The following is a 26207-nucleotide window of genomic DNA, read 5'->3' as shown; positions in this document are numbered from 1 at the left end:
ACCTTAGCATTGAAGCATTTTTTCTATGGGAATTCGAGCTTTATCAACTAAATTTCTATCTAATTTTACTTCAGGGAATTCATTTAGTAGACAATTATAAATTTTCTCTAACGTATTCATTTTCATAAAAGCACATTCGCTGCAAGCACAGGAATTATCTTCTTTTGAAGGTGCAGGAATTAATGTTTTATGAGGAACTTCATGTTTCATTTTGTGCAGAATTCCGCTTTCAGTAGCTATAATAAATTTTATTTCCGGTGAAGATTTAATATAATTAATCATTCCCGAAGTAGAACCAATATAGTGAGCCGTTTTTAAAATATGAGTTTCCGATTCTGGATGTGCGACAATCACGGCATCTGGATTTTTCTGGTATAAATCGATTAATTTTTCTAGCGAAAAAGCTTCGTGAACCACGCAAGAGCCATTCCATAAAACCATTTCTCTTCCTGTTTCTTTGATAAGATAATTGCCAAGATTTTTGTCTGGTGCAAACACAATTTTATCTTCTTTTGGAATAGAATTAATTACTTTAACTGCATTTGAAGACGTGCAAACATAATCGCTCATGGTCTTAATTTCGGCAGAACAATTAATGTATGTCACCACTTTATGATTGGGATAATCTTTTAAAAATTCTCGAAATTTATCCGGCGGACAACCATCTGCAAGCGAACATCCGGCATTTACATCGGGAACTAAAACTTTTTTATTAAAATTTAAAATCTTAGCCGTTTCTGCCATAAAATAAACACCGGCAAACACAATAATTTCAGCTTCTGTTTCTGCTGCTTTTCTCGAAAGTTCTAAACTATCTCCCACAAAATCTGCTATTTCTTGAATTTCAGGTAACTGATAATAATGTGCCAAAATCACAGCATTTTTTTGTTTTTTTAGCTTGATTATTTTTTGTTGAAGTAGAATTTTCTTATTAATTATAATCGGACTTATTTGTCTCATTAAAATTTATTTTTTTTTTAAATTCTTAAAAAAGTTTCTTTCGTATCTAATCCATCAATTAAATTGGCTAAAGTGGTTGTATCAAATGCTTTCTTTAATTGTTCTCGAATGGGTTTATATTGATGATGAAAAGGACAAGGTTTTACTTCAGAACAATCATTTAACCCCAGACTACAACGCTTGTAAACCGCATCGCCGTCTATGGCTAAAACAATATCGCCTAACTTTATTTTTGTGAGCTTTTCACGAGGAACATAAAAACCACCGCCGTTTCCTTTACTGGAATCTACCAATTGATTTTTGGCTAATTTTTGAAGGATTTTCGCTGTAAACGATTCCGGAGAATCAATTTTTCGAGCAATTTCTCGCAAACTGATTCGGTTGCCTTGTTGGGTTTCCGCAGCAATAATAATGGTCGCCCGAACGGCATATTCACAAGTTTTAGACAGCATTTTTTATTTCAAAAATAGCGATATTTCTACAATTCCTAAGCAAATTTATAAACAACTCACGTTGCATAGTATGATTTTAATCATGTTAACGCATACAAACCTTAATTTTTGGTGTAGATAAATGTTTATAATCAATTGAACTTGAATACTGAAGTGGTGCCAAGGTGATAGAATTGTTTCTAAAATGTTGCAAAAAATAGCTTCCGTTGTAGCCGTTATTTTCTAAAAGATGAATCATTTCTGCTATATCATTTTCCATTAACAAATCGGAATGAACGGTTGTTCGCACTTCATAAGGAACTGAATTCTTTTGAATTAGAGATAAACATTCAAAAAAATGTTGATAAAAATTGGCTTTGGTTATTGTTTTTGTTTTCTGTTTGGTTGCTTTAAAATCAAGAGCGATATAATCAATAAAATTGAGTTTTAAAGCTTCATTTAATCGATGAGGCATGCTTCCATTTGTGTCAACTTTTACCAAAAAACCCATTTCTTTAATAGCTCGTAATAAATCGAGCGATTCTTTGTGCAACAAACATTCACCACCACTAAAAACAACTGCATCTAATAAATTTTTTCGTTTGGCTAAAAAATCCAATGTTTCGGGAATGGAAAATACACCTTTCCCGAAAACAATTTCCGGATTATAGCAATAACTACATTTCATGTTGCAACCGGCAAACCATAGAATACAGGCTGTTTTATCCGGATAGTCCAATAACGTGAAAGGTGTTATGCTGTGAATTATTTTTTTAGCATTTGCATTCATTAAAATGAGTTCGTTGTTTGTGTTCTCCTTTTTTTCCGATATTGAAACTTTCCACAGGACGATGATAGCCCATTACTCGCGTATACACTAAGCATTTGGTTCGCAAATCATTGTGTTGTTCTAAAGTGGAATTAATTGTTTGTGTTTTCATGTTTTTCTAATTTTAATTTTTCTATAAGTTGTTCATCACATTTTGGACAATATTCATGTTCACCGTTTAAATAACCATGAACGGGGCAAACGCTAAAAACAGGAGTTACTGTAATGTAGGGTAGTTTGAAGTTGGTTATTACTTTTTTTACAAAATTTCTACAAGCTTCGGGTGTACTTATTTTTTCATTCATATATAAATGCAAAACCGTTCCACCGGTATATTTGCATTGCAATTGGTCTTGCATTAATAAAGCTTCAAATGGATCTTCGGTAAAATCTACGGGAATTTGAGAACTGTTGGTATAGTAAATATTTTCGCCCTCACCTGCTTGAATAATATCATCATAGCGTTTTTTGTCTTCTTTGGCAAAACGATAGGTTGTTCCTTCTGCCGGAGTAGCTTCCAAATTATATAAATTTCCGGTTTCTTCTTGGAATTCTTTCATTCGATTGCGAATATGTTCTAAAATTTCAGAAGCCATTTCCATTCCGAATGAAGAGGTAATGTCTTTTTTACCTTTCGTAAAATTGAGAATCATTTCGTTGATTCCATTAACTCCAATGGTTGAAAAATGATTTCTAAAATGTGGTAAATAACGCTTGGTGTATGGATATAATCCTCGATCATACATGTCTTGCACAAACACTCGCTTTTTTTCTAAAGTGGATTTCGCCAATTCCATTAAATAATCAACTTGACGATAAAGATCTTTTTTATTTTCTGAATACAAATAGCCTAAACGAGCCATATTGATGGTTACGACGCCAATACTTCCGGTCATTTCGGCACTGCCAAATAAACCATTTCCACGTTTGAGTAATTCACGTAAGTCGAGTTGCAAACGGCAACACATGCTTCTCACAGCATTGGGTTTATAAGCGTCTGGGTTTTCAACTTTTTCACCATTTTCATCATAAATATATTGACTACCAATAAAATTCTGAAAATAAGAAGAACCTATTTTAGCCGTATTTTCAAAAAGAATATCGGTGTTTTCTCCATACCAATCAAATTCTTCAGTAATGTTTACAGTTGGAATTGGAAATGTAAATGGTTGTCCGTTGGCATCTCCTTCGGTCATAACCGTATAATAGGCTTTGTTGATGAGATTCATTTCGGGTTGAAAATGCTCATAGCGAAGTTCTAATGGCGATTCTACTCCTCTACTTTTTGCTCGGTTTAAAAACTCATCCGATTTTGTTGTTGAAAATAAATGCTCATTATTTCGGGTTGGAATTTGCACTTTTAAATCATCCGGAACTACCCAATCGAGTGTGATGTTGGTGAATGGCGATTGTCCCCAACGGGCCGGAACATTAAGATTATAAACAAAACTTCGAACCGCTTTTAGCACCTCATCAAAACTCAAATTGTCTTTAAAAACATACGGAGCTAAATAGGTATCAAATGAACTAAAAGCCTGTGCTCCTGCCCATTCGCTTTGCAAAATACCTAAAAAGTTAGCCATTTGACCCAATGCTTCCCGAAAATGATTTGGTGGTCTGCTTTCTACTCTGCCACGAACACCATTGAAACCATCATTTAACAAAACCCGCAAACTCCAACCGGCACAATAGCCAGTTAGGCAGTCTAAATCATGAATATGATAATCGCCATTGCGGTGTGCAAAACCTTCTTCCTTGGAGTACACTTTGTCTAACCAGTAGTTTGCAATAATTTTCCCGGCTACATTATTTACCAGACCGGCGTTTGAATAAGATGTGTTTGCGTTAGCATTAATTCGCCAATCTGTCTGCGAAATATATTCTTCGATGGTTTGCGTGCTATCCACATAAGTCGTATCTTCATTTAACCCCAAAACATGTTCACGTTGCATTTTTCGGGTGTGCCGATAGACCATGAACGATTTCATTACAGAAAAATAGTTCATACTAAACAGCACTTTTTCAATATTATCTTGAATTTCTTCTACAGCCCAAGTTTCTTTAGTGTCTAATTGTTTCATCACTTCTTCTACCACTAACGGATTAAAGATTTGCGATTCACTTTGGAATGCTTTTTCGATTGCTTGTTCAATTTTAAATAATTCAAATGGCCGAAAAATTCCATTTCTTTTGATAACATATTTTTCCATACAATTTGCTTTTTGAAGAATTAATGTGAAGATTGATTGTTCAAATTTAACTCAAATAAGACTTTTTTATCCTATTTAAAAAATAAGAAATCAACAAATTAAAAAATAGAATTGTTGATAAGTAAAGTAGTTAACACACTAGTAAAAGAATAGCATTTCTATAAACCGATATAAACAAGAAATAATATACCTATTACAATTAAATTTCGAAGTAGAGCAGAATTTCTGCCCCGGATTGAAGTGGAAAGCTTTTTTGTTTTTTTGGTGAATTTTTATTGCTAAAAAAAGAGCGACCATCGGAAGCTACTTTTTTTGCTTATAAAAACCACCTGAAAAATAAAAAACTTGAAACGTAAAGCCGGATAAAGGCACTAAAACTTAGTCACTATTCTATCCATTACCCAATTGGTTTGGGCAGCATATTTTCCAAGAGATGGATGACTAGATTTACCAACTAAATGATCTCTCATATTTTGCACATGATTAAGTTGAATGTTTTCCGGATGCTCGATAAACAATTCTTTTATTCCATTTTGATTAGTTAACAAAATAGGTTTTTCATCAAAAACAGCAAACTCAATTTTGCCTTTACTACCGATAATTTCTACTTTATCTTTACGTTCAAAACTACCAAAATTCCATGTTCCTGAGCCGGTTACACCCGATTCATGCAACCAATTGGCAACAATTGCATCTTTTGCAGAATATAATTTTTGTTGGTTTAAACTTATTCCATTAACTGAAGTTATTTCTCCAAAATAATGTGCAAACAAATCGAGTCCGTGACTGGCTAAGTCTTCAAAATAACCACCGGGTGCAATTTTTTCATCTGTTCGCCAATTGTAGGTTTTGGCTAAATCAATAGGAGAAGGAGTTTTACTTAAATACCAACTAAAATGGCGTATTTCACCAATTTCGCCTTCATCTAACCATTGCTTAATTTGATTAAACCGTGGCAAAGATCTTCTGTAATAAGCCACAAATAAAGGCAATTTCTTTTCTTCAAAAGCGTTTAAAATTTCTTGACATTCCTGATAATTAACTGCCATAGGTTTTTCGATGCAACATATTTTTCCGGCTTGTGCTACTTTTAAAGCATAAAATTTATGTGTGTCGGGAGGAGTAGCAATGTAAACAGCATCTATTTCGGGATGATTAATCAACTCATCAGCATTGGAAAAATAATATGGTACGTTGTGTCGAAGAGCATAATCTTTTGCTTTTTCTGCATCTCTTCGCATGACGGCAAAAAGTTCAAAACCATCAGTTTTAGAGTAGGTTGGTCCGCTTTTTTTTTCGGTTACATCTCCGCAACCAATAATTCCCCATTTGACTGAACTAGTTTTATTTTGAAAAAATGACATCGCTATAGTGTGTTTATAATAAGCTATATTATTCGAGTGTAAAATCTATATACAAAATTAAAGCATTATACTTAATAAGTCAAAAATAAGTTAATCCTTATAACATTAGTGTGAATTTTTGAATACTTTTGCATTCGAAAATTAATAATATAAAAATGAAAAAAATAGTTGTATTACTGATTACTGCTTCGTTATTTGTGGCTTGTAATAAATTAGAAGGTAATGAATTTATGATTAGTGGAACTGCCGAAGGAATCTCGGATGGTAAACTTGCCATATTAGAAACATTGGATGAAAGCGGTATGGTATTAAAGCCTACAGATACAGCTGTTATCAAAAACGGAAAATTTGAGTTCAAAGGAACAACTACTGAGCCTGAACTACGTTTTATTCAATTAGATAGTGTACAAGGCAAGATTGTATTTATTCTTGAAAATGGCGAAATTAGCATTAAAGCGTTTAAAGACAGCATCAACAAATCTGTTATTGGCGGAACATTTAACAATGAGCAATTTGCTGTTTATAACAAGGAACAAAATGTTATTCAGAAGAAGATTGCTGATTACAGAACTGTGAACAAAGAAAAAATGGAAGTAGCCATGCAAACAAATGATACAGTTACTGTGAACAGTTTGAGAGATGGTTTTGTAAAATTGAATAATGAATTTAAAGACTACAATGTTAAATTTGCTGAAAAAAATCCGAAAGCATTTATCAGTGTTTTAATGATTCAAAACATGTTAATGCAACCGGATTCTGATTTTGAAAAATTGGAAAAAACGTTTAACAATTTAGATAAATCTGTAAAAGATACAAAACCTGGTAAAAATGTAGGCGAATTAATTTCTAACAGAAGTTCTGCCGAAGTAGGAAAAGCAGCACCAGAATTTTCTGCTCCAAATCCGGAAGGAAAAATGGTTTCGTTAAAAGAATCATTAGGGAAAGTAACAATCATTGATTTTTGGGCTTCTTGGTGTGGACCATGTCGTAAAGAAAATCCAAGCGTAGTTGCTTTATACAACGAGCTTCACGAAAAAGGATTAAACATTATTGGTGTTTCTTTGGATAAAGAAGGTGATGCTCAAAAATGGCAAGATGCTATTACTGCTGATAAACTAACTTGGCCACAGGTTTCTAACTTAAAATATTGGAATGATCCTGTTGCAAAAAAATATAATGTAACAAGTATTCCTGCTACATTTATTTTAGATGCTACCGGAAAAATTGTTGCAAGAGATTTAAGAGGTGAAGAATTGAAAGCTAAAGTTATAGAATTATTAGGTTCATAACTTTAGTAAAATATAAGCGACGAAAAATCCCCTATTTGGGGATTTTTTTATTCTACTCATTCCCAAACGCTTATCAATTTATTATAAATAATAGCAAAAAAAGGTTTGCACAATGTAAAAACAATTCTATATTTGCATCCGCATAATGCAGGGGGAGATACTCAAGCGGCCAACGAGGGCGGACTGTAAATCCGCTGATTACATCTTCGCAGGTTCGAATCCTGCTCTCCCCACAAAACAAAAACTCCTGATACGTCAAAAGCTCGCTTTTGTAAGTATTGGGAGTTTTTGTTTGAGATAAAAATAGCCCACGGTTTAAACCGTGGGCTAAAGCAGAATAAACGAAGGTAATCCTCTCTCGCCAGCAGATAACGTCCTATAAAAAAACTAAGAAACCTTACCACAAAATTGAATTGAAGAAAGCTCGCTTTTGTAAGTTTTTGTTTTGAGTAAGGTTTCCACAAAGTCTTGTAGAAATCTAAAATATCCCAAGATTTAAACCATGGGCTTAGATTGCGAAAATGTTACTAAAAAAATAAGATCTCCCCCTTTTGAACTCACCGCATAATTTTTCTATTAAAATATATCGAACTCTATTACTTTTTTGCCAGCAAGAAGTGAAGGCATAAAGTTGAGGGTTAGAATTTCAAATTTCTAAGGACTGACAGAATTATATAAACTACATCTAATTGATATGGCTATCGCAAACTGAAAAATGCGACTTAAACTAAATTTGCATAAATTATTTTGAAACACTTTGTTAGCATTAAACCGCGTGAGAGATTGAAGTGGAAAGCCCGACCTGTAGCTTGCGGAAGGGCACGCCGAAAAAGATTGTTAGATTTTTGGACTTTTAGATTTTTGGATTTTTGGATTCTAACATTTTCTTGATTATTTGCTCATTTTTTTGTAAATTGTAAACAAAAAAAGATGAAAAAATGTATTAGATTATTTATTTTACTGATTTCTGGATTTGTTTTTGCTCAAAAGCCGAGTGAAATTCCGGGTGACACAGGCAAAGTTGAATTAACGGAAACTAGTGATATCATTATTTATATATTGATTCCCATCATAATTATTATTTTATATTTTGTTTGGAAGAAGCGAAAAAAGAATGGTTCTGAATAATAAAATTTTAGCCCGAAAAAATGTTTTTCTGCGATTATAATTTCTACTTTTGTTATACTTAAATAAACGAAAAAAAACATGTTGATTATTGGCATTGCAGGTGGCACCGGAAGTGGAAAAACAACGGTTGTGCATCAGATCATGAATGAACTTCCTGAAACTGAAGTGGGTATAATTTCTCAAGATTCCTATTACAAAGAAACGCACAATTTGAGTTATGATGAGCGGACTAAAATAAATTTTGATCATCCAAGAGCGATTGATTTTGAATTGTTGGTGGCTCATTTAAAAGAATTGAAAGCAAACAATGTGATTCAGCAACCTGTTTACTCTTTTGTTACACACAACCGAACAGATGATACAATTGTAACACATCCTAGAAAAGTGATGTTAGTAGAAGGGATTTTGATTTTGGCAAATCCGGAACTTCGCGACATGTTTGACATTAAAATCTATGTTCATGCCGATTCGGATGAACGTTTAATCAGACGTTTAAAACGTGATATCGCCGAAAGAGGTCGTGATATGGATGAAGTGATTAATCGTTATCAAAACACCTTGAAACCAATGCACGAACAATTTATTGAACCCACAAAAGCTTTTGCCGATATTATTATTCCGAATGACAAATACAACACGGTTGCCATTGACGTGGTTCGGGCTGTAATCAACCAACGAATTTTATAATTATGAAGTTTTTCCAACGTTTAGAAGAAAAATATCCTTGGTTTAAATATGTCGGAAACCGATATGTTTTAGTCTTGATTTTCTTTGCCGTTTGGATGCTTTTTTTAGACAACTACTCCTATCTGGAACACCGGTTTTTGAACAAAGAACTCGATGAACTGGAAACCAACAAAAAATATTATCAAGAAGAAATTAAAAAAGACTGTCTTGACATCAAACGCCTCAATAATCCTGATCAAATTGAAAAATATGCTCGTGAGAAATACTACATGAAACGAGATAGCGAAGATATTTATATCATCGAATTTGAGGAAGAGATGCTACTCGAAGAGGAAGAAAATCACAAATCGCTATAATTATGGCAACACATTTATTTAAAGAATTCGAACCGATTTCATCCAAACAATGGAAACAGCAAATTCAGTTTGAACTCAAAGGTGCGGACTACAACGAAACACTCGTTTGGGAAAGTCCGGAAGGTATCAAAGTGAAACCTTTTTATCACATCGACGAAAACGAAGTAAAAATCGAATCTCCGCCGTCGAACGGATTTAGAATTATTCAAAATATTTATGTTTATGATGTAAAAAAATCGAATGAAAGAGCACTGGATTCTTTGAAAAGAGGTGCGGAATCTGTTCGGTTTACAATTGAAAACGATGCTGTTTCTTTGAATGATTTGATGGAAAATCTTCCGAAAGAAAATGTGACTTATTATTTTAATTTACTTTTTCTATCGAGTGAATTTATCAAAAAAATTGACGCTTTTGCAAATCAAAATCAGTATAAAATAGTTATTCTTCAAGACCCTGTTGGTCAGCTAGCTAAAGATGGAAATTGGTTTGAATCGTTAGAAAAAGATTTTCTACATTTAAATACGATTTCTACTGTATCGACTCCTACAGTAAGCTGCAAAATTGATTTATACCAAAATGCCGGAGCCAATATGGTTCAGCAATTGGCGTATGCGATGGCACATGTGAATGAATATTTTAATCGTATAGAAAAAATTTCTTCTCCTATTACTTTTGAAGTGGCAGTGGGAACAAACTATTTCTTTGAAATTGCAAAACTGAGAGCTTTACGTCTTCTTTTCAATGCATTAGCTAAAGAATACAATCATGATTTTGATTGCCACATTATTGCTACACCAACCAAACGAAACAAAACACTGTATGATTATAATGTAAACATGCTTCGTACCACAACCGAATGCATGAGTGCAATTTTGGGAGGTGCAAATGGAGTTTCAAATTTGGCTTATGATGCTATTTATCACAAAGACAATGAATTTGGAGATAGAATTTCCCGCAATCAATTGTTGGTTTTAAAACACGAAAGTTATTTTAATCAAGTGCATAATCCGGCCGACGGAGCATACTATATTGAAAGCTTAACTGAACAATTAGCCGAAAAAGCATTGGCATTATTCAAAGATATTGAAGCAAATGGCGGATTAATTACGCAGTTAATTGAAGGTACAATTCAACGAAAAATTAGCGAAAGTGCTCAAAAAGAGCAAGATTTATTTGATTCCGGAAAAGAAGTTTTGTTGGGAACGAATAAATATCCAAACAAGAATGATAAAATGAATCATGAGTTAGAATTGTTTCCTTTTGTGAAAATAAATCAAAGAAAAACATTAATTACACCAATTATTGAAAGAAGATTGGCGGAGAAAAGTGAACAAGAACGTTTATCTCTAGAACAACAGCCATGAGAAAAGATATACAACAATTAAAATTAGAAGGTGGAAATCAGAATTTAGAAAATCCTGAAAAGGAGAATTTCTTAACAGCTGAGAACATTGAATTAAAAACTTTATATTCAAAAGAAGATTTAAAAAACATAGAACATCTTGATTTTGGTGCCGGATTTGCCCCTAATCTTCGTGGTCCTTATGCTACAATGTATGTTCGCAGACCTTGGACAGTTCGCCAATATGCTGGATTTTCTACTGCCGAAGAGAGTAATGCTTTTTATCGAAGAAATTTGGCCGCAGGGCAAAAAGGACTTTCGGTTGCGTTTGATTTAGCTACACACAGAGGTTATGATTCCGATCACGAACGTGTGGTAGGTGATGTGGGAAAAGCAGGTGTTGCCATCGATTCAGTGGAAGATATGAAGATTTTGTTTGACCAAATTCCGTTAAACGAAATGTCAGTTTCCATGACTATGAACGGAGCCGTTTTGCCAATTATGGCATTTTATATCGTAGCCGCAGAAGAACAAGGTGTGTCTCCAAATTTACTTTCCGGAACAATTCAGAATGATATTTTGAAAGAGTTTATGGTGCGAAATACATACATCTACCCACCTACTCCTTCGATGAAAATTATTGCCGATATTTTTGAATATACGAGCAAAAATATGCCTAAATTCAATTCGATTTCGATTTCAGGTTATCATATGCAAGAAGCCGGAGCAACCGCAGACATTGAATTGGCTTATACGTTAGCCGACGGTTTAGAATACATTCGAACCGGATTAGCAGCCGGAATGGATATTGATACCTTCGCTCCTCGCCTCTCTTTTTTCTGGGCGATTGGAATGAATCATTTTATGGAAATTGCCAAAATGCGTGCGGGTCGAATGTTATGGGCAAAATTACTCAAACAATTCAATCCGAAAGATGAAAAATCATTGGCTTTGCGAACACATTGTCAGACTTCGGGTTGGAGTTTAACCGAACAAGATCCGTTTAATAATGTGGCTCGTACGTGTATTGAAGCGGCTGCCGCAGCTTTTGGCGGAACGCAATCATTACACACCAATGCCTTGGATGAAGCGATTGCATTACCAACCGATTTCTCTGCTCGAATTGCTCGAAATACACAAATCTTTTTACAAGAAGAAACGAAAATCTGCAAAACGGTTGACCCGTGGGCAGGAAGTTATTATGTGGAAAGTTTGACAAATGAAATTGCTCAAAAAGCGTGGGCTTTGATGGAAGAAGTGGAAGAATTAGGCGGAATGACCAAAGCCATTGAAGCCGGAATTCCGAAACTGCGAATTGAAGAAGCCGCAGCCAGAAAGCAAGCTCGAATTGACAGCAGTCAAGACATTATTGTTGGCGTAAACAAATACCGTTTGGAGAAAGAAGATCCGTTGATGATTTTGGATGTGGATAACCAAATGGTTCGCAAGCAACAATTGGAACGATTGGCAGAAATAAAATCGTCTCGTGATACGGAAAAAGTAAAAGCCAGTTTGGCAAAATTGACTGAATCTGCAAAATCAGGTCAGGAAAATTTATTATCTTTAGCCGTAGAAGCAGCCCGAAACCGAGCAACTCTTGGCGAAATTAGTGATGCCTTAGAAGAAGTTTTCGGACGATATAAAGCACAAATCAGAACCTTTAGCGGCGTGTATAGTAAAGAAATTAAAAATGACGAAAGCTTTGAAAAAGCGAAACAATTAGCCGATGCTTTTGCCAAAAAAGACGGTCGTCGTCCCCGCATTATGATTGCCAAAATGGGACAAGACGGTCACGATCGCGGAGCAAAAGTAGTCGCAACCGGTTATGCCGATGTAGGTTTTGATGTGGACATTGGTCCACTTTTTCAAACTCCAGCCGAAGCTGCCAAACAAGCCGTGGAAAACGACGTGCATATTTTAGGCGTTTCTTCCTTGGCTGCCGGACACAAAACCTTGGTACCACAAGTGATTGAAGAACTCAAAAAATACGGTCGAGAAGACATTATGGTCATTGTAGGTGGCGTAATTCCTGCCCAAGATTACCAATTTTTGTTTGATGCCGGAGCGGTTGCCGTTTTTGGTCCTGGGACGAAAATTAGTGAAGCGGCGATTAGTATTTTGGAGGTTTTACTTGAAGATTAAACACTTTCTTGTCATTCTGACGCAGAAAGAATCTCTATTTTTTATAAAACACTGACTGAGAGGTTGGTGTTTTTTTTTATATTTACAAAAACAAAAAAATGCTCACCCTCTCCTTCACCCCATTCCCAATCCTCGAATCCAATCGTTTGTTGTTACGAGCGGTAACCGTTGATGATGTCAACGAAGTAATGGAACTTCGTGGCAATCTGGAAACGATGAAATTCATTCCACGACCATTGGTGACTTCACCCGAAATGGCATTGGAACACATTGCAATGATTATCGAAAAAATTGAAAATAATACGGGGATTAATTGGGCCATTACGTTAAAAGGAAATCCGAAATTGTTGGGTGTCATTGGTCATTATCGCATTCAACCTGAAAATTACCGATCGGAAATTGGCTACATGTTGTTGCCAGAATACCAAGGTCAAGGAATCGTGAGCGAAGCCATCAATACCGTTTTGGATTATGGTTTTAACGTGTTGAATTTTCATTCTGTGGAAGCGGTTGTTGATCCGGAAAATTATGTTTCTGCCAAAGTGTTAGAAAAAAACGGATTTGTAAAAGAAGCACACTTTTTGGAAAATGAATATTGGGATGGAAAATTTTGGGATTCAGTGGTTTTTTCACTTTTAAAACGAAATTTTGTAAAGAAAAATTACTAAATTTAACCATATAAGGCATATAAGTTAAGTCACTTTAAAACTTATATGGCTTATATGGTAAAAAAATAAAATTCATGTTAAAACTCCCCAACACGCCAATCAGTATTTTCACTGTAATGTCCAAAATGGCAAACGATTATCAAGCCATCAATCTCTCGCAAGGTTTTCCGAATTTCCCCATTGATGTGCGAATGACAGAAATTGTGGCTCGTTTAGCCAAAACCGACATTCATCAATATGCTCCGATGGCTGGTTATCCGCCGCTGTTGGAAAAAATTGCTCAGATAACTTCGGATCATTATCATCGAAAAGTGAATCCGTCAACCGAAATTTTAATCACTGCCGGAGCAACCGAAGCGATTTTTGCCACAATTCAAGCATTCGTGCAACCGCAAGACGAAGTCATCATTCTCGATCCAAGTTATGATTGTTATGAAATGCCAATTTTGTTGAGTAATGCAAAACCGATTCGTATTTCGTTAAAAGAAGATTACTCGTCCGATTTTGAGGCAATAAGCCAACATTTATCGACTAAAACTCGAATGCTGATTTTGAATAATCCACACAATCCGTCCGGAAAAATTTGGACAGAAAATGATTTTATTCAACTCGAAAAAATCATCGAAAATTATCCTGATTTATTGATTTTATCGGATGAAGTGTATGAATTTATTACGTTTGAAAATAAGCATATTTCCATCAATACCAGAGAAAAACTAAAAGACAGAAGTTTGATTGTTTCCTCTTTCGGAAAAACGCTTCATTTGACAGGTTGGAAAATCGGCTATTTAATCGCTCCTGAAAATTTAGTAAAAGAAGTCAAAAAAGTGCATCAATACTTGGTTTTTAGTGTGAATAGTTTGGCTCAAGCTTCGATTAATGAATACTTAAACGTTTTTCACATTGAAGAAGTTTCAAAACTCTATCATCAAAAAAGAGATTTCTTTCAAAACCTTTTAAAAGAAACCGCTTTTGAATTGTTGCCTTGTGAAGGAACGTATTTTCAAACTGCATCATTTCAAAACATTTCCGATGAAAATGATATCGATTTCACCAAACGATTAGTCACCGAATTTGGTGTGGCCACCATCCCTCTCTCGGTATTTTATGGCAATCAAACCGACTTAAAACGCATACGGTTTTGTTTTGCTAAAGATGATGAAATGTTGATGAAAGCTGCGGAACGACTTTTAATAATAAAATAATTTTGTTAGCTAAATGCTAAAAATATTTCATACTTTAACTGAATTAATATCTTTACCAAAAACTATATTTTATATGAATTTTTCAGCAAAAATGCTACGTGATAACGCCTTAGAAGGCAAAGTAATTGTAGTAACCGGAGGCGGTAGCGGTCTCGGAAAAGCGATGACCAAATACTTTTTAGAATTAGGTTCAAAAGTTGCCATTACTTCCAGAGATTTAGATAAATTAAAAACCACCGCAGCCGAATTAGAAAAGGAAACCGGCGGAACGTGTTTGCCGTTGCAATGCGATGTTCGTTTTTATGAACAAGTGGAAGCGATGCTTGAGGAAGTTTTGAAAAAATTCGGAAAAGTGGATGTTTTACTAAACAATGCGGCTGGAAATTTCATTTCTCCCACCGAACGATTATCCGCGAATGCGTTTGATACCATCATCGATATTGTTTTAAAAGGTTCCAAAAACTGCACATTAGCTTTTGGAAAACATTGGATCGACACCAAACAAGAAAGTTCAGTGATTTTAAATATTGTGACAACGTATGCTTGGACGGGTTCTGCTTATGTAGTTCCTAGTGCCACAGCCAAAGCTGGCGTTTTAGCGATGACAAGAAGTTTGGCTGTTGAATGGGCAAAATACGGAATCCGAAGTAATGCGATTGCTCCGGGACCATTTCCAACCAAAGGAGCTTGGGATCGATTACTTCCGGGAGATTTAGCGGAAAAATTTGATATGGCTAAAAAAGTACCGTTAAATCGTGTGGGTGATCATCAGGAATTAGCCAATTTGGCGGCTTATTTAGTTTCTGATTTTTCTGCTTATGTAAATGGCGAAGTGATTACCATTGATGGTGGCGAATGGCTCAAAGGAGCAGGTCAATTTAATTTGTTAGAACAAATTCCTGAACATATGTGGGATATGCTTGAAGCAATGATTAAATCGAAAAAGAGCAAATAAAATCCACCGATTTTTAGCTAATTAATTGTACACAAAACAATTAACATTTGTTAACAACTTGACGTTGAAAAACCCATAAATAATCGTAATTTTACGGCTCAAATTTAATCGAATCAATGGGCAAAATTATTGCAATTGCGAATCAAAAAGGAGGCGTTGGAAAAACAACAACAACCGTTAATTTAGCGGCCTCACTAGGTGTTTTAGAAAAAAAAGTATTACTAATTGATGCTGATCCTCAGGCAAATGCCAGTTCGGGATTAGGCATTGATGTAGATGGTGTTGCGATTGGATCTTACCAAGTTTTAGAGCACAGCAACACGCCACAAGAAGCGGTGATGAAATGTTCTGCTCCCAACGTAGATGTTATCCCTGCTCACATTGATTTGGTTGCCATTGAAATAGAATTGGTCGATAAAGAAAATCGTGAATATATGCTCAAAGAAGCATTGGCATCCATCAAAGATCAATATGATTATATTTTGATTGACTGTGCTCCTTCTTTGGGATTATTAACGTTGAATGCCTTAACCGCAGCCGACAGTGTAGTGATTCCGATTCAATGCGAATATTTTGCGTTGGAAGGTTTAGGAAAATTATTAAACACCATCAAAAGTGTTCAAAAATTGCATAATCCCGATTTGGATATTGAAGGATTATTGTTAACGATGTATGATTCCCGTTTGCGTTTATCGAACCAAGTGGTGGAAGAAGTACAAAAGCATTTTAACGATATGGTTTTTAAAACCATTATTCAACGAAATGTGAAATTAAGTGAAGCTCCAAGTTTTGGCGAAAGCATCATTAATTTTGATGCAACCAGCAAAGGAGCCAACAATTACTTGAGTTTAGCAGAAGAAATTATCAAAAAAAATAGCTAGGATTTTATGACACAAGCCACTAAAAAACAAGCATTAGGAAGAGGATTATCGGCTTTATTGAAAGACCCGGAAAACGACATCAAATCGGTAAATGATAAAAATGCCGATAAAGTGGTTGGGAATATTATTGAGCTTGAAATTGAGGCAATCGAAATAAATCCGTTTCAGCCCAGAAGCAATTTTAATGAAGAAACACTTCAGGAATTGGCAACATCTATCAAAGAATTGGGTGTAATTCAGCCGATTACTGTTAGAAAATTAGATTTTAATAAGTATCAGTTAATTTCCGGTGAACGAAGACTTCGTGCTTCAAAAATAGCCGGATTAACCGTTATTCCTTCTTATATCCGAATTGCCAACGACAATGAATCGCTAGTGATGGCTTTGGTGGAAAATATCCAACGTCATGATTTAGATCCAATTGAAATTGCACTTTCGTATCAACGTTTGATTGATGAAATTCAGTTAACGCAAGAACAAATGAGTGATAAAGTGGGTAAAAAACGCTCTACGATTGCCAATTACCTTCGATTATTAAAATTAGATCCGATTATTCAAACCGGAATTCGTGATGGTTTTATTTCGATGGGACACGGTCGTGCATTAATCAATATTGAAGATGAAGATGCTCAGTCAGACATTTACCACAAAATCATCAGTCAGAATCTTTCTGTTCGTGATACTGAAACATTGGTAAAAAATTATCAGGAAGGTTTAAAACCAAAATCCGGAAAAACTGCAAAATCTGCTTCGGCATTTGTAGTTGCAGAATCTGATAAAAAAGAAATCGGAACAGTTTTAGGTACAAAAGTTGACGTGAAAATTGATGCCAACGGAAAAGGAAAAATAACTATTCCGTTTAAATCTGAAGCTGATTTTCAACGAATTATTGCTTTAATTAAAGGATAGTGGTTGTTTCTCGAATCATACTTTTTTCTTTTTTCCTTTTTGGAATAAATTCGGCTATTGCACAAGTTCAGTTTGAAGAAGTAAGAATCACAAAAGACTCTACATCCTACAAACCCATCGATCCATTAACACCTGCAAAAGCGGCTTTTTATTCGGCAGTTATTCCTGGTTTAGGACAAGTTTATAACAAACAATATTGGAAAGTTCCTATTGTTTATGGTGGTTTGGCAATTGGTTATTATTTTTATAATGATAGTAATAAAAAATACAAAGAATTCCGAGACATTTATAAAAGAAGGTTAGAAGGTTATACCGACGACCGTTATTTTGGTGTTTATTCTGATGCCGTTTTAATAAACGCTCAAAGAGGTTTCGAACGAAATAGAGACATTTCAACCGCCGTAATGATTGGTTTTTATGTCTTAAATATAATTGATGCCAATGTTGGTGCTCATCTCATGCAATTTAATGTAAACGATAATTTATCATTAACTCCAGATCTTAGCAGAAATGAAATTGACTACAAGTACAACGTTGGATTAACTTTGAATTACAGATTTTAATGAAAATTGCACTTTTAGGATACGGAAAAATGGGAAAGGTAATCGAACGAATTGCCTTAGAACGCGGCCATGAAATTATATTGCGAAAAGGAAGTTCTGATTCCTTTGAAGGTTTAGAAAACACTGACGTAGCTATTGATTTCAGTGTGCCTGATTCTGCTGTTAACAATATCTCAACTTGTCTTGAAAACGGAATTCCGGTTGTTTCCGGAACAACAGGTTGGTTAGAAGATTATCATAAAATGGTGAACCTTTGTAAAGAAAAAAATGCCGCTTTTATTTATGGTTCTAATTTTAGTTTAGGCGTAAATTTATTTTTTGAATTGAATGATTATTTGGCTAAAATGATGTCAAAATTCAATCAATACAATGTTTCGATGGAAGAAATTCATCACACCCAAAAATTAGACAAACCCAGCGGAACAGCAATTTCATTAGCCAATTCAATCATCAATCATACAAACAAAAATAACTGGAGCATCGAAAACCCAAATTCAGATGATTTGTTTATTGATGTAAAAAGAGAAGACAATGTTCCCGGCACACACTCCATTTTTTATCAATCGGAAGTAGATACCATCGAAATCAAACACACCGCTCACAACCGCGATGGATTTGCTTTTGGTGCCGTGATTGCCGCCGAATGGATTGTAGGTAAAAAAGGTGTTTTTACAATGAAAGATGTATTAGATTTAAAATAAATCATAGCAAAATCATTATAAATAAACGTTAAATTGGTAACGTTTTCTATATTTGAGCACTAATTAAGAACTTGACTTTCGTTGACAAGCAAAAACGAAATTAAAAAACAGTAAAAATGACATTATATCAATGGTTTATATTCTTCTTGGTGATACAAATTGTACACTATTTAGGAACTTGGAAATTATATCAAAAAGCTGGTAGAAAATCGTGGGAAGCAGCCGTTCCTGTTTACAATGCAATCATTTTGATGAAAATTATAAACCGTCCTTGGTGGTGGGCTTTTTTACTTTTTATTCCAATTGTAAACCTAATTATGTTTCCTGTTGTTTGGGTGGAAACCTTGAGAAGTTTCGGGAAAAATTCGCAATTAGACACGATTTTAGGTGTTGCTACTTTAGGTTTATACATCTATTATGTGAATTATACACAAGACGTTACACACATCAAAGACCGTTCATTACATCCCAAAAATGCTACAGCAGATTTTGTGAGTTCGATTCTTTTTGCAATTGTTGTGGCAACAACTGTTCATACGTATGTGATGCAACCGTTTGTTATTCCAACATCTTCCTTAGAAAAATCTTTGTTAGTTGGTGATTTTCTTTTTGTAAGTAAATTTCATTACGGTGCAAGAACTCCAACTACAGCAGTTGGTTTACCAATGGTGCACGATTCTATTCCGATAGTTCGAACAAAATCCTATTTAAGTTGGCCGCAACTACCTTCTTTCCGTTTTCCGGGAATTGAAAGTATTAAAACAAATGACATTGTGGTGTTTAATTGGCCGATTGATACGGTTTATAAATTCAGAGATAGATCAGGAAGAAGAGTAGATAAACCACTTGATAAAAAATCAAATTATGTAAAACGCTGTTTAGGAATTCCGGGAGACAGTCTTCAAATTAAAAACGGAGATGTTTATGTTAATGGGAAAATGCTTCCAATGCATGACCGTCAGAAAGTTCAATATTCCTATGACGTTATTACAGACGGAACGCAATTTAATCCTGATTATGTTTACAACGATCTTCAAATTACAGATGGCGTTAGCGTAAATTCTCAGAATTCATATACCTTTTTTGCAGTAACCGATGAAAATGCAGCTCGATTAAGAAATAATCCAATCGTAAAATCGGTTACAAAAAGAATTGATACCGATGGAACAACCAGTGTTTTTCCCCATACAAAAAACTGGAACACCGACAATTACGGTCCAATCTACATTCCTCAAGCCGGAAAAACTGTTGCTTTAAATAAAGAAACATTGCCTTTTTATAAAATGATCATTACCGATTATGAGAAAAATGATTTGCAAGTAAATGGTGATGAAATACGTATTAACGGAAAAGTTGTCAAAGACTACACTTTTAAAATGGATTATTATTGGATGATGGGAGACAACCGCCACAACTCGGAAGACAGCCGTTATTGGGGTTATGTTCCAGCCGATCATATTGTTGGAAAACCCGTATTCATTTGGATGAGTTTAGACCAAAATGTTCCATGGAGTAAAGCAATCGATAAAATCCGTTGGAATAGATTGTTCACAACAGTTGGTGGAAGCGGTGAACCGGTTTCTTATTTTATTTACTTCGTAATTCTTTTAGCCGGATGGTTTGGCTTTGATTTCTATAGAAAAAGAAAGAAAAAGAAGGCTGATTTATAACTAATGAAAGCACTCGTTCATCCTACCTATTTCCCGTCTATCAGTCATTATGCTGCAATGGTGCAAGCTGAACAAGTTGTGTTTGAAATGGAAGATAACTTCCAAAAACAAACCAACCGCAACAGAATGTACATCTATAGTCCGAATGGAATTCAAATGCTCAACATTCCGATAAAACACAGCAAAGTAGGCAATCAAAAGTGTAAAGATGTAAAAATTGAACCGGATTTCAATTGGCAAAAACAACATTTCAAATCGCTAGAAGCAGCCTACAGAACTTCTCCTTTTTTTGAATATTTTGAAGACGACATCGCTCCTATTTTTCAAAAAAAGCACACTTTTTTAATGGATTTGAATTTGGAAGTTTTTGAACTACTCAATCAATGCGTAGGAATTTCCATTTCTCCCGAAAAAACAATTGAGTATTTTCACGAAGTGAATGATGTATCCGATTTTCGTTATTTAGCCAACGGAAAAAAAGATCAAACCCAATGCGAACGTTACACGCAAGTATTTGGTGAAAAACACGGATTTCTGAACAATTTAAGTGTTTTAGATTTACTTTTTAACGAAGGGAGATATGCTTTAGATTATCTGAAAAAACAGCAATTATAACTTACTTTTCTGTTTCAAAAGCCAATCGTGTAACAATCGGAAAGTGGTCTGAATTCCTAAAATTCGGAAAAGAACTAAACTGTTTGACCACAAATTTTTTATCCGTAAAAATATAATCAATTCGAGCTGGATAGTATTTAAAACTATACGTTGTGCCAAAACCGGAACCGGCTTCTTCAAATGCATCATTCAAATCGCCTTTGATACTTCGGTAAACAAACGAAAACGGACTATTATTCATATCGCCACAAATAATAATCGGATATTTACAATCCGCTTTGTGCTTTTTAATAATCTCTGCCTGATTTTGCTGCGATTTAAACGATGTACTCATTCTGCGAAGCATCCGTTTGGACTGATCTTGCGAAACACCTTGAATATTCTCATCAATTTCATGAACATCGGGCGTAATTTTAATCGACTGCAAATGCATACTATAGACCCGAATCGTATCTTTTCCTCGTTTAACATCTGCATAAATTGCGTTATTCGTTGAATTCGGAAACGGAATAACACCTTCATTCACAATCGGATACTTAGAAAAAATAGCCTGGCCAAGTTTCGTATTCTTTCCTTCAATAAAAACATATTTATGCTTATACACTCGAAAATCAACCTCATTCCGATTCGAAAATTCCTGAATACACAAAATATCCGGAGTTTGTTCCTTAATAAAAGTAGAAATCGGCAAACTCACATCACGCTCAATCCAATCATACAAATTAAACAGCCGAACGTTATAACTCATCACCACAAAATCATTTTCTTCCTTGGGCAAATTCGTTTCAGAAAGCTTATAAAATTTATTTACAAAAGTAATTCCCAACAACAAAACAATCCCCGACAACAGCATTTGCCGTTTGAACTGAATGAGCCAATAGCTAAAAAACAATAAATTGAGAATCAACATCAACGGTAAAAAAAGCGTTAAAACCGAAAGAATCGGAAAAAGTCTAGGAGCCAAAAAAGGCAAAATATAAGCAACAAACGTTAATACAGTAAGCACTATATTAAAAAACAAAATCACTTTATTAAACCATCCTAGGTTCTTCATTCCGTTATATTAAACATTCAAAAATTAAAAATAATTATGTGCCTAATCCCGCTTTTCACTGCAAGATTTTTTGTCTTGTCGGCATTTTCTAAGCCCAAAAATGATCCCGATAGCTATCGGGGCAAGGTCGCAATTTTTTGGCAAGAAAAATGTCCGCCAATCCTGCAAAATGCTTTCCGTTACAACCTGCCTGACGGTAGGCAGGTCGGGGGCAAAATACGTGCTACTTCACAAGTCCCAACAACTTTCAACCCGTAACCCGAAACCTTCCTAACTCTTCCCCGCCTTAAACAAAAACTCCTTCTCCTCCTTTGTCAAACTATCATAACCCGATTTACTGATTTTATCTAAAATCTCATCAATTTGTTGCTGTGTTTTATCTTTCGCTGCAGGTTTTGGCTTTGCAAATGATTCATTCTTATGCACTTTTTTAAACGGTGCCGATTTTCTTCCTCTAAATAAATTCACTAAACCATCTACAAAAGAAGTAAACGGTTTTGTGATATCTGTACCATTTTTAAGTTGAGAACTATATAAATACCCGAACAAAGCACCTCCTAAATGAGCAATATGTCCGCCAACATTATTAAAAGATAGACTTATAAAATCGATAATCAAATAAAATACGGCAATATACCAAAGTTTCACTGTTCCAATCAACAACAATCTAACTTGCATGTGCGGAGCGTATGTAGTAGTTGCAAAAACCACCGCCATGATTGCTCCCGAAGCTCCAATTAACAAAGCATTTCTATTTATCAAAGCCGGAAAAACCAAATAGCTAATGATAAAAATGACTCCTGAAAAAATGGCTCCCATTAAATATAAACTCAACAATTGCTTTTGGGTAAAAAATGTGAGAAACAATCGTCCGGCAAAATTCAATACGATTAAATTAAACAAAATGTGAAAAAAATCGGCATGAAAAAAAGCATATGTCAAAACAGACCAAGGCTTCCATAGCAAATCCGATGGATTGGAAGACAAACTAATGTATTCTGTAAAACCGAAACCAATTCCAAAAAGCGACAAAATTCCTTTTAAAATCCATGGAACAGCAAACAAAATCACATTAAGGTAGATTAACTTTTCAGTTACGCCACCCATTCTAAATTGTTGTTTTATTTCGTTCAAAATACTCATTTCTATATCTTTTACCTATTCAATTTTCCTCCATCTTAATCTTCCATCTTCCATCTTCAAACTAATCCCACCGCTTATCATTAAACTGGTTTTTCTTCCACATCCACATCATCAAAAATCCGGTAACAGCACCACCAACGTGAGCAAAATGAGCAATTCCACCTCCACTTCCAAAAATTGAACCACCTTGTATTCCCATAAACAAATCGAAGGCTACCAAAGCCGGAACAAAATACTTCGCTTTAATTGGAATAGGGATAAACAGCATCATCAATTCTGCATTGGGAAACATGAACGCAAAAGCAGCCAAAACGCCATATAATGCTCCAGAAGCACCAACAGCAGTGGTTCGATATTCATTTGCTGCTTGAACAATTATATTATACTGATCTTGGCTTGCATTCACTCGCTCCAGAATTTCATTTAATTTTCCTGATATAATTTTACCATCACTATCAAAATGTTGAAAATGATTAGTACTCAATAGGTAATTTACATCCGCTTCAGTTAAATTCAAATCTGATAACTGTGACATCAACGTATTAATCTCATAATAAGTCATTCCCATGTGCAATAATGCAGCACCAAGCCCACAGGAAATGTAAAAAAACAGAAATTTTTTCCATCCCCAAAAGTGTTCCAATGCAGAACCAAACATAATTAATCCGAACATATTAAAGAAAATATGCATCAAATTAGGCATCTGAGCGTGCATGAACATGTGTGTAATGGGTTGCCACCATCTAAAACCTTCGTTTAATGGATAATGCAAGGCCAAATAATCATAGGCTGCAGGAGCAATTGTGTTTGAACCAATGTAAAAAATAACATTGATAATGAGTAATTGCTTTACTGTTTCGGTCATTCGCATCATATCGCAAATTTTTTATCTAAATCATCTACGCTAATCGTGATGAAAGTGGGTTTATTAAAAGGCGAAACATCCGGTTCTTTGCAAGCAAAAAGTCCGTTTACAATGTTTTCCTGTTCTCTTTCGGTTAAATACGTTCCGGTTCGCACGGCCAAACTTCTGGCCATTGATTTAGCAATGCTGTCGTTTAAACTAAAACTGCTATCCGGAATGCCGTTTTGTAAATCGTTCATCAATTCTTCCAAAACAATAGCTACTTCACTCTCGGTAACCAAAATAGGAATTCCTGAAATGGTTAATTTATCGTTTTCAATCGAATCAAAAACAAATCCGGTGTTTTCCAAAGACATTTTTAAATCCTTAATTAATTCAATTTCATTCACCGAAAAATACAATTCAATTGGAAACAACAAATGTTGACTCGAAGCTTGTTGCACCGTTATATTTTTTAAATATTGTTCATACAAAATCCGTTGATGAGCCCTTTGCTGATCGATCACCATCATTCCCGATTTAATAGAACTTACAATATATTTCTTATGAATTTGATACGTTCGGTTTTTGTTTTCTTCAATTTCATTGTCATTAAATAACGAACTTGTAACCGCATCTTGTTCAAACGTGATATTCTCAATTTCTTGTGTGTCATTTTTCAATCCAACATACAAACTTTCCCAATTTGCCGTTTCAGATTTTCTCTCCCGATAACCGGAACCCGAAAAAGTTTTAGTAGGTTTATCTTCTGCAAACGGATTAAAATTAGCATCCACCTGAATCAATGGCATGGAAGCATCTTTTTCTTGATAGTTATAGGGTGTGTCCAAATTCGGATCACGTTCAAAATCCAATACCGGAGCCACATTAAATTGACCTAAACTATGTTTAACCGTTGAACGCAAAATGGCATACAACGCATGCTCGTCATCAAATTTGATTTCCGTTTTGGTTGGATGAATATTAATATCGATAGTATTTGGCGGTACATCCAAATAAATAAAATAGCCAGGTTGCATACCGTCTTTCAGTAAACCTTCATAAGCAGCCATAACCGCATGATGCAAATAACCACTTTTGATAAATCGGTTATTCACAAAAAAGAATTGTTCGCTTCTGCTTTTTTTAGAAAACTCGGGCTTAGAAACAAATCCTTGTGCTTTTACAATCTCTGTTTCTTCCGAAATCGGAACTAATTTTTCATTGGTTTTACCTGAAAACATGGCGACAATCCGTTGTCTTAAATTGGAAGAAGGCAAATTAAACAATTCGCCACCATTATGAATAAACGTAAAATGAATATTCGGGTGAGCCAAAGCTACCCGTTGAAATTCATCTACAATATGACGATGCTCCACCGTGTCCGATTTAAGAAAATTTCGTCGGGCAGGAATATTGAAAAATAAATTTTTCACGGCAAACGAGGTCCCTTTTGGTAAAACGGATGGATCTTGCGAAATAAATTTACTTCCTTCAATGATAATGTGCGTTCCTAACTCGTCTTGTTCTTGTTTGGTTTTGAGTTCCACATGAGCAATCGCAGCAATGGAAGCCAATGCTTCTCCTCTAAAACCTTTGGTATAAAGAGAAAACAAATCTTCGGCATGACGAATTTTTGAAGTAGCGTGTCGTTCAAAACACATTCTTGCATCGGTCACATTCATGCCCAGACCGTTATCAATCACTTGAATAAGTGATCTTCCGGCATCTTTCACAATCAGTTTAATGTCGCTTGCTTTGGCATCTACGGCATTTTCCAATAATTCTTTCACCACAGAAGCGGGTCGCTGAACGACCTCACCGGCGGCAATTTGATTGGCTACGTGATCGGGAAGTAATTGAATGATACTCGACATTATCTTTGTCTAAATATGGATAAATCGAAATCGATTACGAATAAAAATAATAACACTAATACTAAAACAATGGCTATAAGTCGGTAATTAATTTCTCTGTTTCCGCGGTGGCGACTTTCATTCCGAGCATCATTCCAGTGCGAACGATAATCATTGTAATTTACAGTTTCGCGGTTTTTATAGAACTTCGATTCAAAATCATAAATATTGCCCTGCTCCTTTCCTTCGTAATAACGGGGAGTGTAATTAAAACTTTTGTTTTTGGGCAATTTGAATAATGATCTTTTCAGCATGTTTTAAATATTATCATTCAAAGTTAATGAATTCTAAAATGACTAGAAAATTTAACGGTGTGAAAGTTTTGTTAGTTTTTAACTAAAAAAG

General features: G+C 35.0%; 26 protein-coding genes and 1 tRNA gene. 16 read left to right on the top strand and 11 right to left on the bottom strand.

All coding sequences use genetic code 11. From position 1 onward, the window contains the following. Positions 1 to 3: 3 nt before the first annotated feature. The 6 genes from nadA to M0M57_RS11055 all read right to left on the bottom strand — a co-directional run bounded on the left by nadA (position 4) and on the right by M0M57_RS11055 (position 5794). On the bottom strand, positions 4 to 960 hold the full coding sequence (gene nadA / locus M0M57_RS11075; protein WP_248433091.1) for a quinolinate synthase NadA: 957 nt from the start codon (positions 958 to 960) through the stop codon (positions 4 to 6). Positions 961 to 977: 17 nt separating this feature from the next. Then, the gene (locus M0M57_RS11070; RefSeq protein ID WP_248433090.1) at positions 978 to 1412 is read right to left on the bottom strand and encodes an RrF2 family transcriptional regulator; all 435 of its coding nucleotides are present in this window, start codon (positions 1410 to 1412) and stop codon (positions 978 to 980) included. Between the two features lie 85 nt (positions 1413 to 1497). Continuing rightward, complete coding sequence (locus M0M57_RS11065) at positions 1498 to 2181, bottom strand: anaerobic ribonucleoside-triphosphate reductase activating protein (RefSeq protein WP_248433089.1); 684 nt, start codon at positions 2179 to 2181, stop codon at positions 1498 to 1500. Beyond that, the gene (gene nrdD / locus M0M57_RS16705; RefSeq protein ID WP_256466597.1) at positions 2165 to 2332 is read right to left on the bottom strand and encodes an anaerobic ribonucleoside-triphosphate reductase; all 168 of its coding nucleotides are present in this window, start codon (positions 2330 to 2332) and stop codon (positions 2165 to 2167) included. Before nrdD ends, M0M57_RS11065 begins: the two co-directional genes overlap by 17 nt. Next, a complete protein-coding gene (locus M0M57_RS11060) occupies positions 2313 to 4430 on the bottom strand; it encodes a ribonucleoside triphosphate reductase (protein WP_256466596.1) in 2118 nt (705 codons plus the stop codon). The genes nrdD and M0M57_RS11060 overlap by 20 nt, the downstream gene beginning before the upstream one ends. 371 nt (positions 4431 to 4801) lie before the next feature. Continuing rightward, on the bottom strand, positions 4802 to 5794 hold the full coding sequence (locus M0M57_RS11055) for a Gfo/Idh/MocA family protein (protein ID WP_248433088.1): 993 nt from the start codon (positions 5792 to 5794) through the stop codon (positions 4802 to 4804). Positions 5795 to 5949: 155 nt separating this feature from the next. Here M0M57_RS11055 and M0M57_RS11050 point away from each other — a divergent pair, with 155 nt between their 5' ends. The 16 genes from M0M57_RS11050 to M0M57_RS10975 all read left to right on the top strand — a co-directional run bounded on the left by M0M57_RS11050 (position 5950) and on the right by M0M57_RS10975 (position 20905). After that, on the top strand, positions 5950 to 7083 hold the full coding sequence (locus M0M57_RS11050) for a TlpA disulfide reductase family protein (RefSeq protein WP_248433087.1): 1134 nt from the start codon (positions 5950 to 5952) through the stop codon (positions 7081 to 7083). A gap of 151 nt (positions 7084 to 7234) precedes the next feature. Beyond that, positions 7235 to 7316: transfer RNA gene (locus M0M57_RS11045), tRNA-Tyr, on the top strand. Between the two features lie 697 nt (positions 7317 to 8013). Next, the gene (locus M0M57_RS11040) at positions 8014 to 8211 is read left to right on the top strand and encodes an adenylosuccinate synthetase (RefSeq protein WP_248433086.1); all 198 of its coding nucleotides are present in this window, start codon (positions 8014 to 8016) and stop codon (positions 8209 to 8211) included. A 78-nt stretch (positions 8212 to 8289) separates the two neighbouring features. Further along, entirely contained in the window at positions 8290 to 8898 is a 609-nt protein-coding gene (gene udk / locus M0M57_RS11035) for a uridine kinase (protein ID WP_248433085.1), read from the top strand. A gap of 2 nt (positions 8899 to 8900) precedes the next feature. Continuing rightward, entirely contained in the window at positions 8901 to 9254 is a 354-nt protein-coding gene (locus M0M57_RS11030; protein ID WP_248433084.1) for an FtsB family cell division protein, read from the top strand. Positions 9255 to 9256: 2 nt separating this feature from the next. Beyond that, a complete protein-coding gene (locus tag M0M57_RS11025) occupies positions 9257 to 10618 on the top strand; it encodes a methylmalonyl-CoA mutase subunit beta (protein WP_248433083.1) in 1362 nt (453 codons plus the stop codon). Further along, complete coding sequence (gene scpA / locus M0M57_RS11020; protein WP_248433082.1) at positions 10615 to 12738, top strand: methylmalonyl-CoA mutase; 2124 nt, start codon at positions 10615 to 10617, stop codon at positions 12736 to 12738. Before M0M57_RS11025 ends, scpA begins: the two co-directional genes overlap by 4 nt. 98 nt (positions 12739 to 12836) lie before the next feature. Next, positions 12837 to 13406: a GNAT family N-acetyltransferase gene (locus M0M57_RS11015; protein ID WP_248433081.1), complete on the top strand. Its 570-nt coding sequence runs from the start codon at positions 12837 to 12839 to the stop codon at positions 13404 to 13406. A gap of 74 nt (positions 13407 to 13480) precedes the next feature. After that, on the top strand, positions 13481 to 14611 hold the full coding sequence (locus M0M57_RS11010; RefSeq protein ID WP_248433080.1) for a methionine aminotransferase: 1131 nt from the start codon (positions 13481 to 13483) through the stop codon (positions 14609 to 14611). Between the two features lie 73 nt (positions 14612 to 14684). Beyond that, a complete protein-coding gene (locus M0M57_RS11005; RefSeq protein WP_248433079.1) occupies positions 14685 to 15566 on the top strand; it encodes an SDR family oxidoreductase in 882 nt (293 codons plus the stop codon). 116 nt (positions 15567 to 15682) lie between these two features. Beyond that, a complete protein-coding gene (locus tag M0M57_RS11000) occupies positions 15683 to 16447 on the top strand; it encodes a ParA family protein (RefSeq protein ID WP_248433078.1) in 765 nt (254 codons plus the stop codon). A gap of 6 nt (positions 16448 to 16453) precedes the next feature. Continuing rightward, complete coding sequence (locus tag M0M57_RS10995) at positions 16454 to 17356, top strand: ParB/RepB/Spo0J family partition protein (RefSeq protein ID WP_248433077.1); 903 nt, start codon at positions 16454 to 16456, stop codon at positions 17354 to 17356. Further along, the gene (locus tag M0M57_RS10990; protein WP_248433076.1) at positions 17356 to 17919 is read left to right on the top strand and encodes a DUF5683 domain-containing protein; all 564 of its coding nucleotides are present in this window, start codon (positions 17356 to 17358) and stop codon (positions 17917 to 17919) included. The genes M0M57_RS10995 and M0M57_RS10990 overlap by 1 nt, the downstream gene beginning before the upstream one ends. Beyond that, entirely contained in the window at positions 17919 to 18620 is a 702-nt protein-coding gene (dapB, locus tag M0M57_RS10985; RefSeq protein WP_248433075.1) for a 4-hydroxy-tetrahydrodipicolinate reductase, read from the top strand. Before M0M57_RS10990 ends, dapB begins: the two co-directional genes overlap by 1 nt. A gap of 116 nt (positions 18621 to 18736) precedes the next feature. Then, positions 18737 to 20290 (top strand): signal peptidase I, encoded by a 1554-nt coding sequence (gene lepB / locus M0M57_RS10980; RefSeq protein WP_248433074.1) that lies wholly within the window; start codon positions 18737 to 18739, stop codon positions 20288 to 20290. Positions 20291 to 20293: 3 nt separating this feature from the next. Then, positions 20294 to 20905, top strand: a complete 612-nt coding sequence (locus tag M0M57_RS10975; RefSeq protein WP_248433073.1) for a WbqC family protein — start codon at positions 20294 to 20296, stop codon at positions 20903 to 20905. 1 nt (position 20906) lies between these two features. On the opposite strand, the gene M0M57_RS10970 is transcribed toward M0M57_RS10975, so the two are convergent. The 5 genes from M0M57_RS10970 to M0M57_RS10950 form a co-directional block, all read right to left on the bottom strand. Beyond that, a complete protein-coding gene (locus M0M57_RS10970) occupies positions 20907 to 21959 on the bottom strand; it encodes an endonuclease/exonuclease/phosphatase family protein (RefSeq protein WP_248433072.1) in 1053 nt (350 codons plus the stop codon). Positions 21960 to 22229: 270 nt separating this feature from the next. Beyond that, complete coding sequence (locus tag M0M57_RS10965) at positions 22230 to 23102, bottom strand: rhomboid family intramembrane serine protease (protein WP_248433071.1); 873 nt, start codon at positions 23100 to 23102, stop codon at positions 22230 to 22232. 61 nt (positions 23103 to 23163) lie between these two features. Further along, on the bottom strand, positions 23164 to 23976 hold the full coding sequence (locus M0M57_RS10960; RefSeq protein WP_248433070.1) for a rhomboid family intramembrane serine protease: 813 nt from the start codon (positions 23974 to 23976) through the stop codon (positions 23164 to 23166). Further along, positions 23973 to 25823 carry a DNA mismatch repair endonuclease MutL gene (gene mutL, locus M0M57_RS10955; RefSeq protein WP_248433069.1) on the bottom strand — a complete coding sequence of 617 codons (1851 nt, stop codon included), beginning with the start codon at positions 25821 to 25823 and terminating at the stop codon, positions 23973 to 23975. The genes M0M57_RS10960 and mutL overlap by 4 nt, the downstream gene beginning before the upstream one ends. After that, positions 25823 to 26116: a hypothetical protein gene (locus M0M57_RS10950; protein WP_112086950.1), complete on the bottom strand. Its 294-nt coding sequence runs from the start codon at positions 26114 to 26116 to the stop codon at positions 25823 to 25825. The genes mutL and M0M57_RS10950 overlap by 1 nt, the downstream gene beginning before the upstream one ends. Between the last annotated feature and the right edge of the window lie 91 nt (positions 26117 to 26207).

It is taken from the genome of Flavobacterium azooxidireducens (assembly GCF_023195775.1).
GTDB lineage: Bacteria > Bacteroidota > Bacteroidia > Flavobacteriales > Flavobacteriaceae > Flavobacterium > Flavobacterium azooxidireducens.
This window is presented reverse-complemented; position numbering and strand designations above follow the sequence as displayed.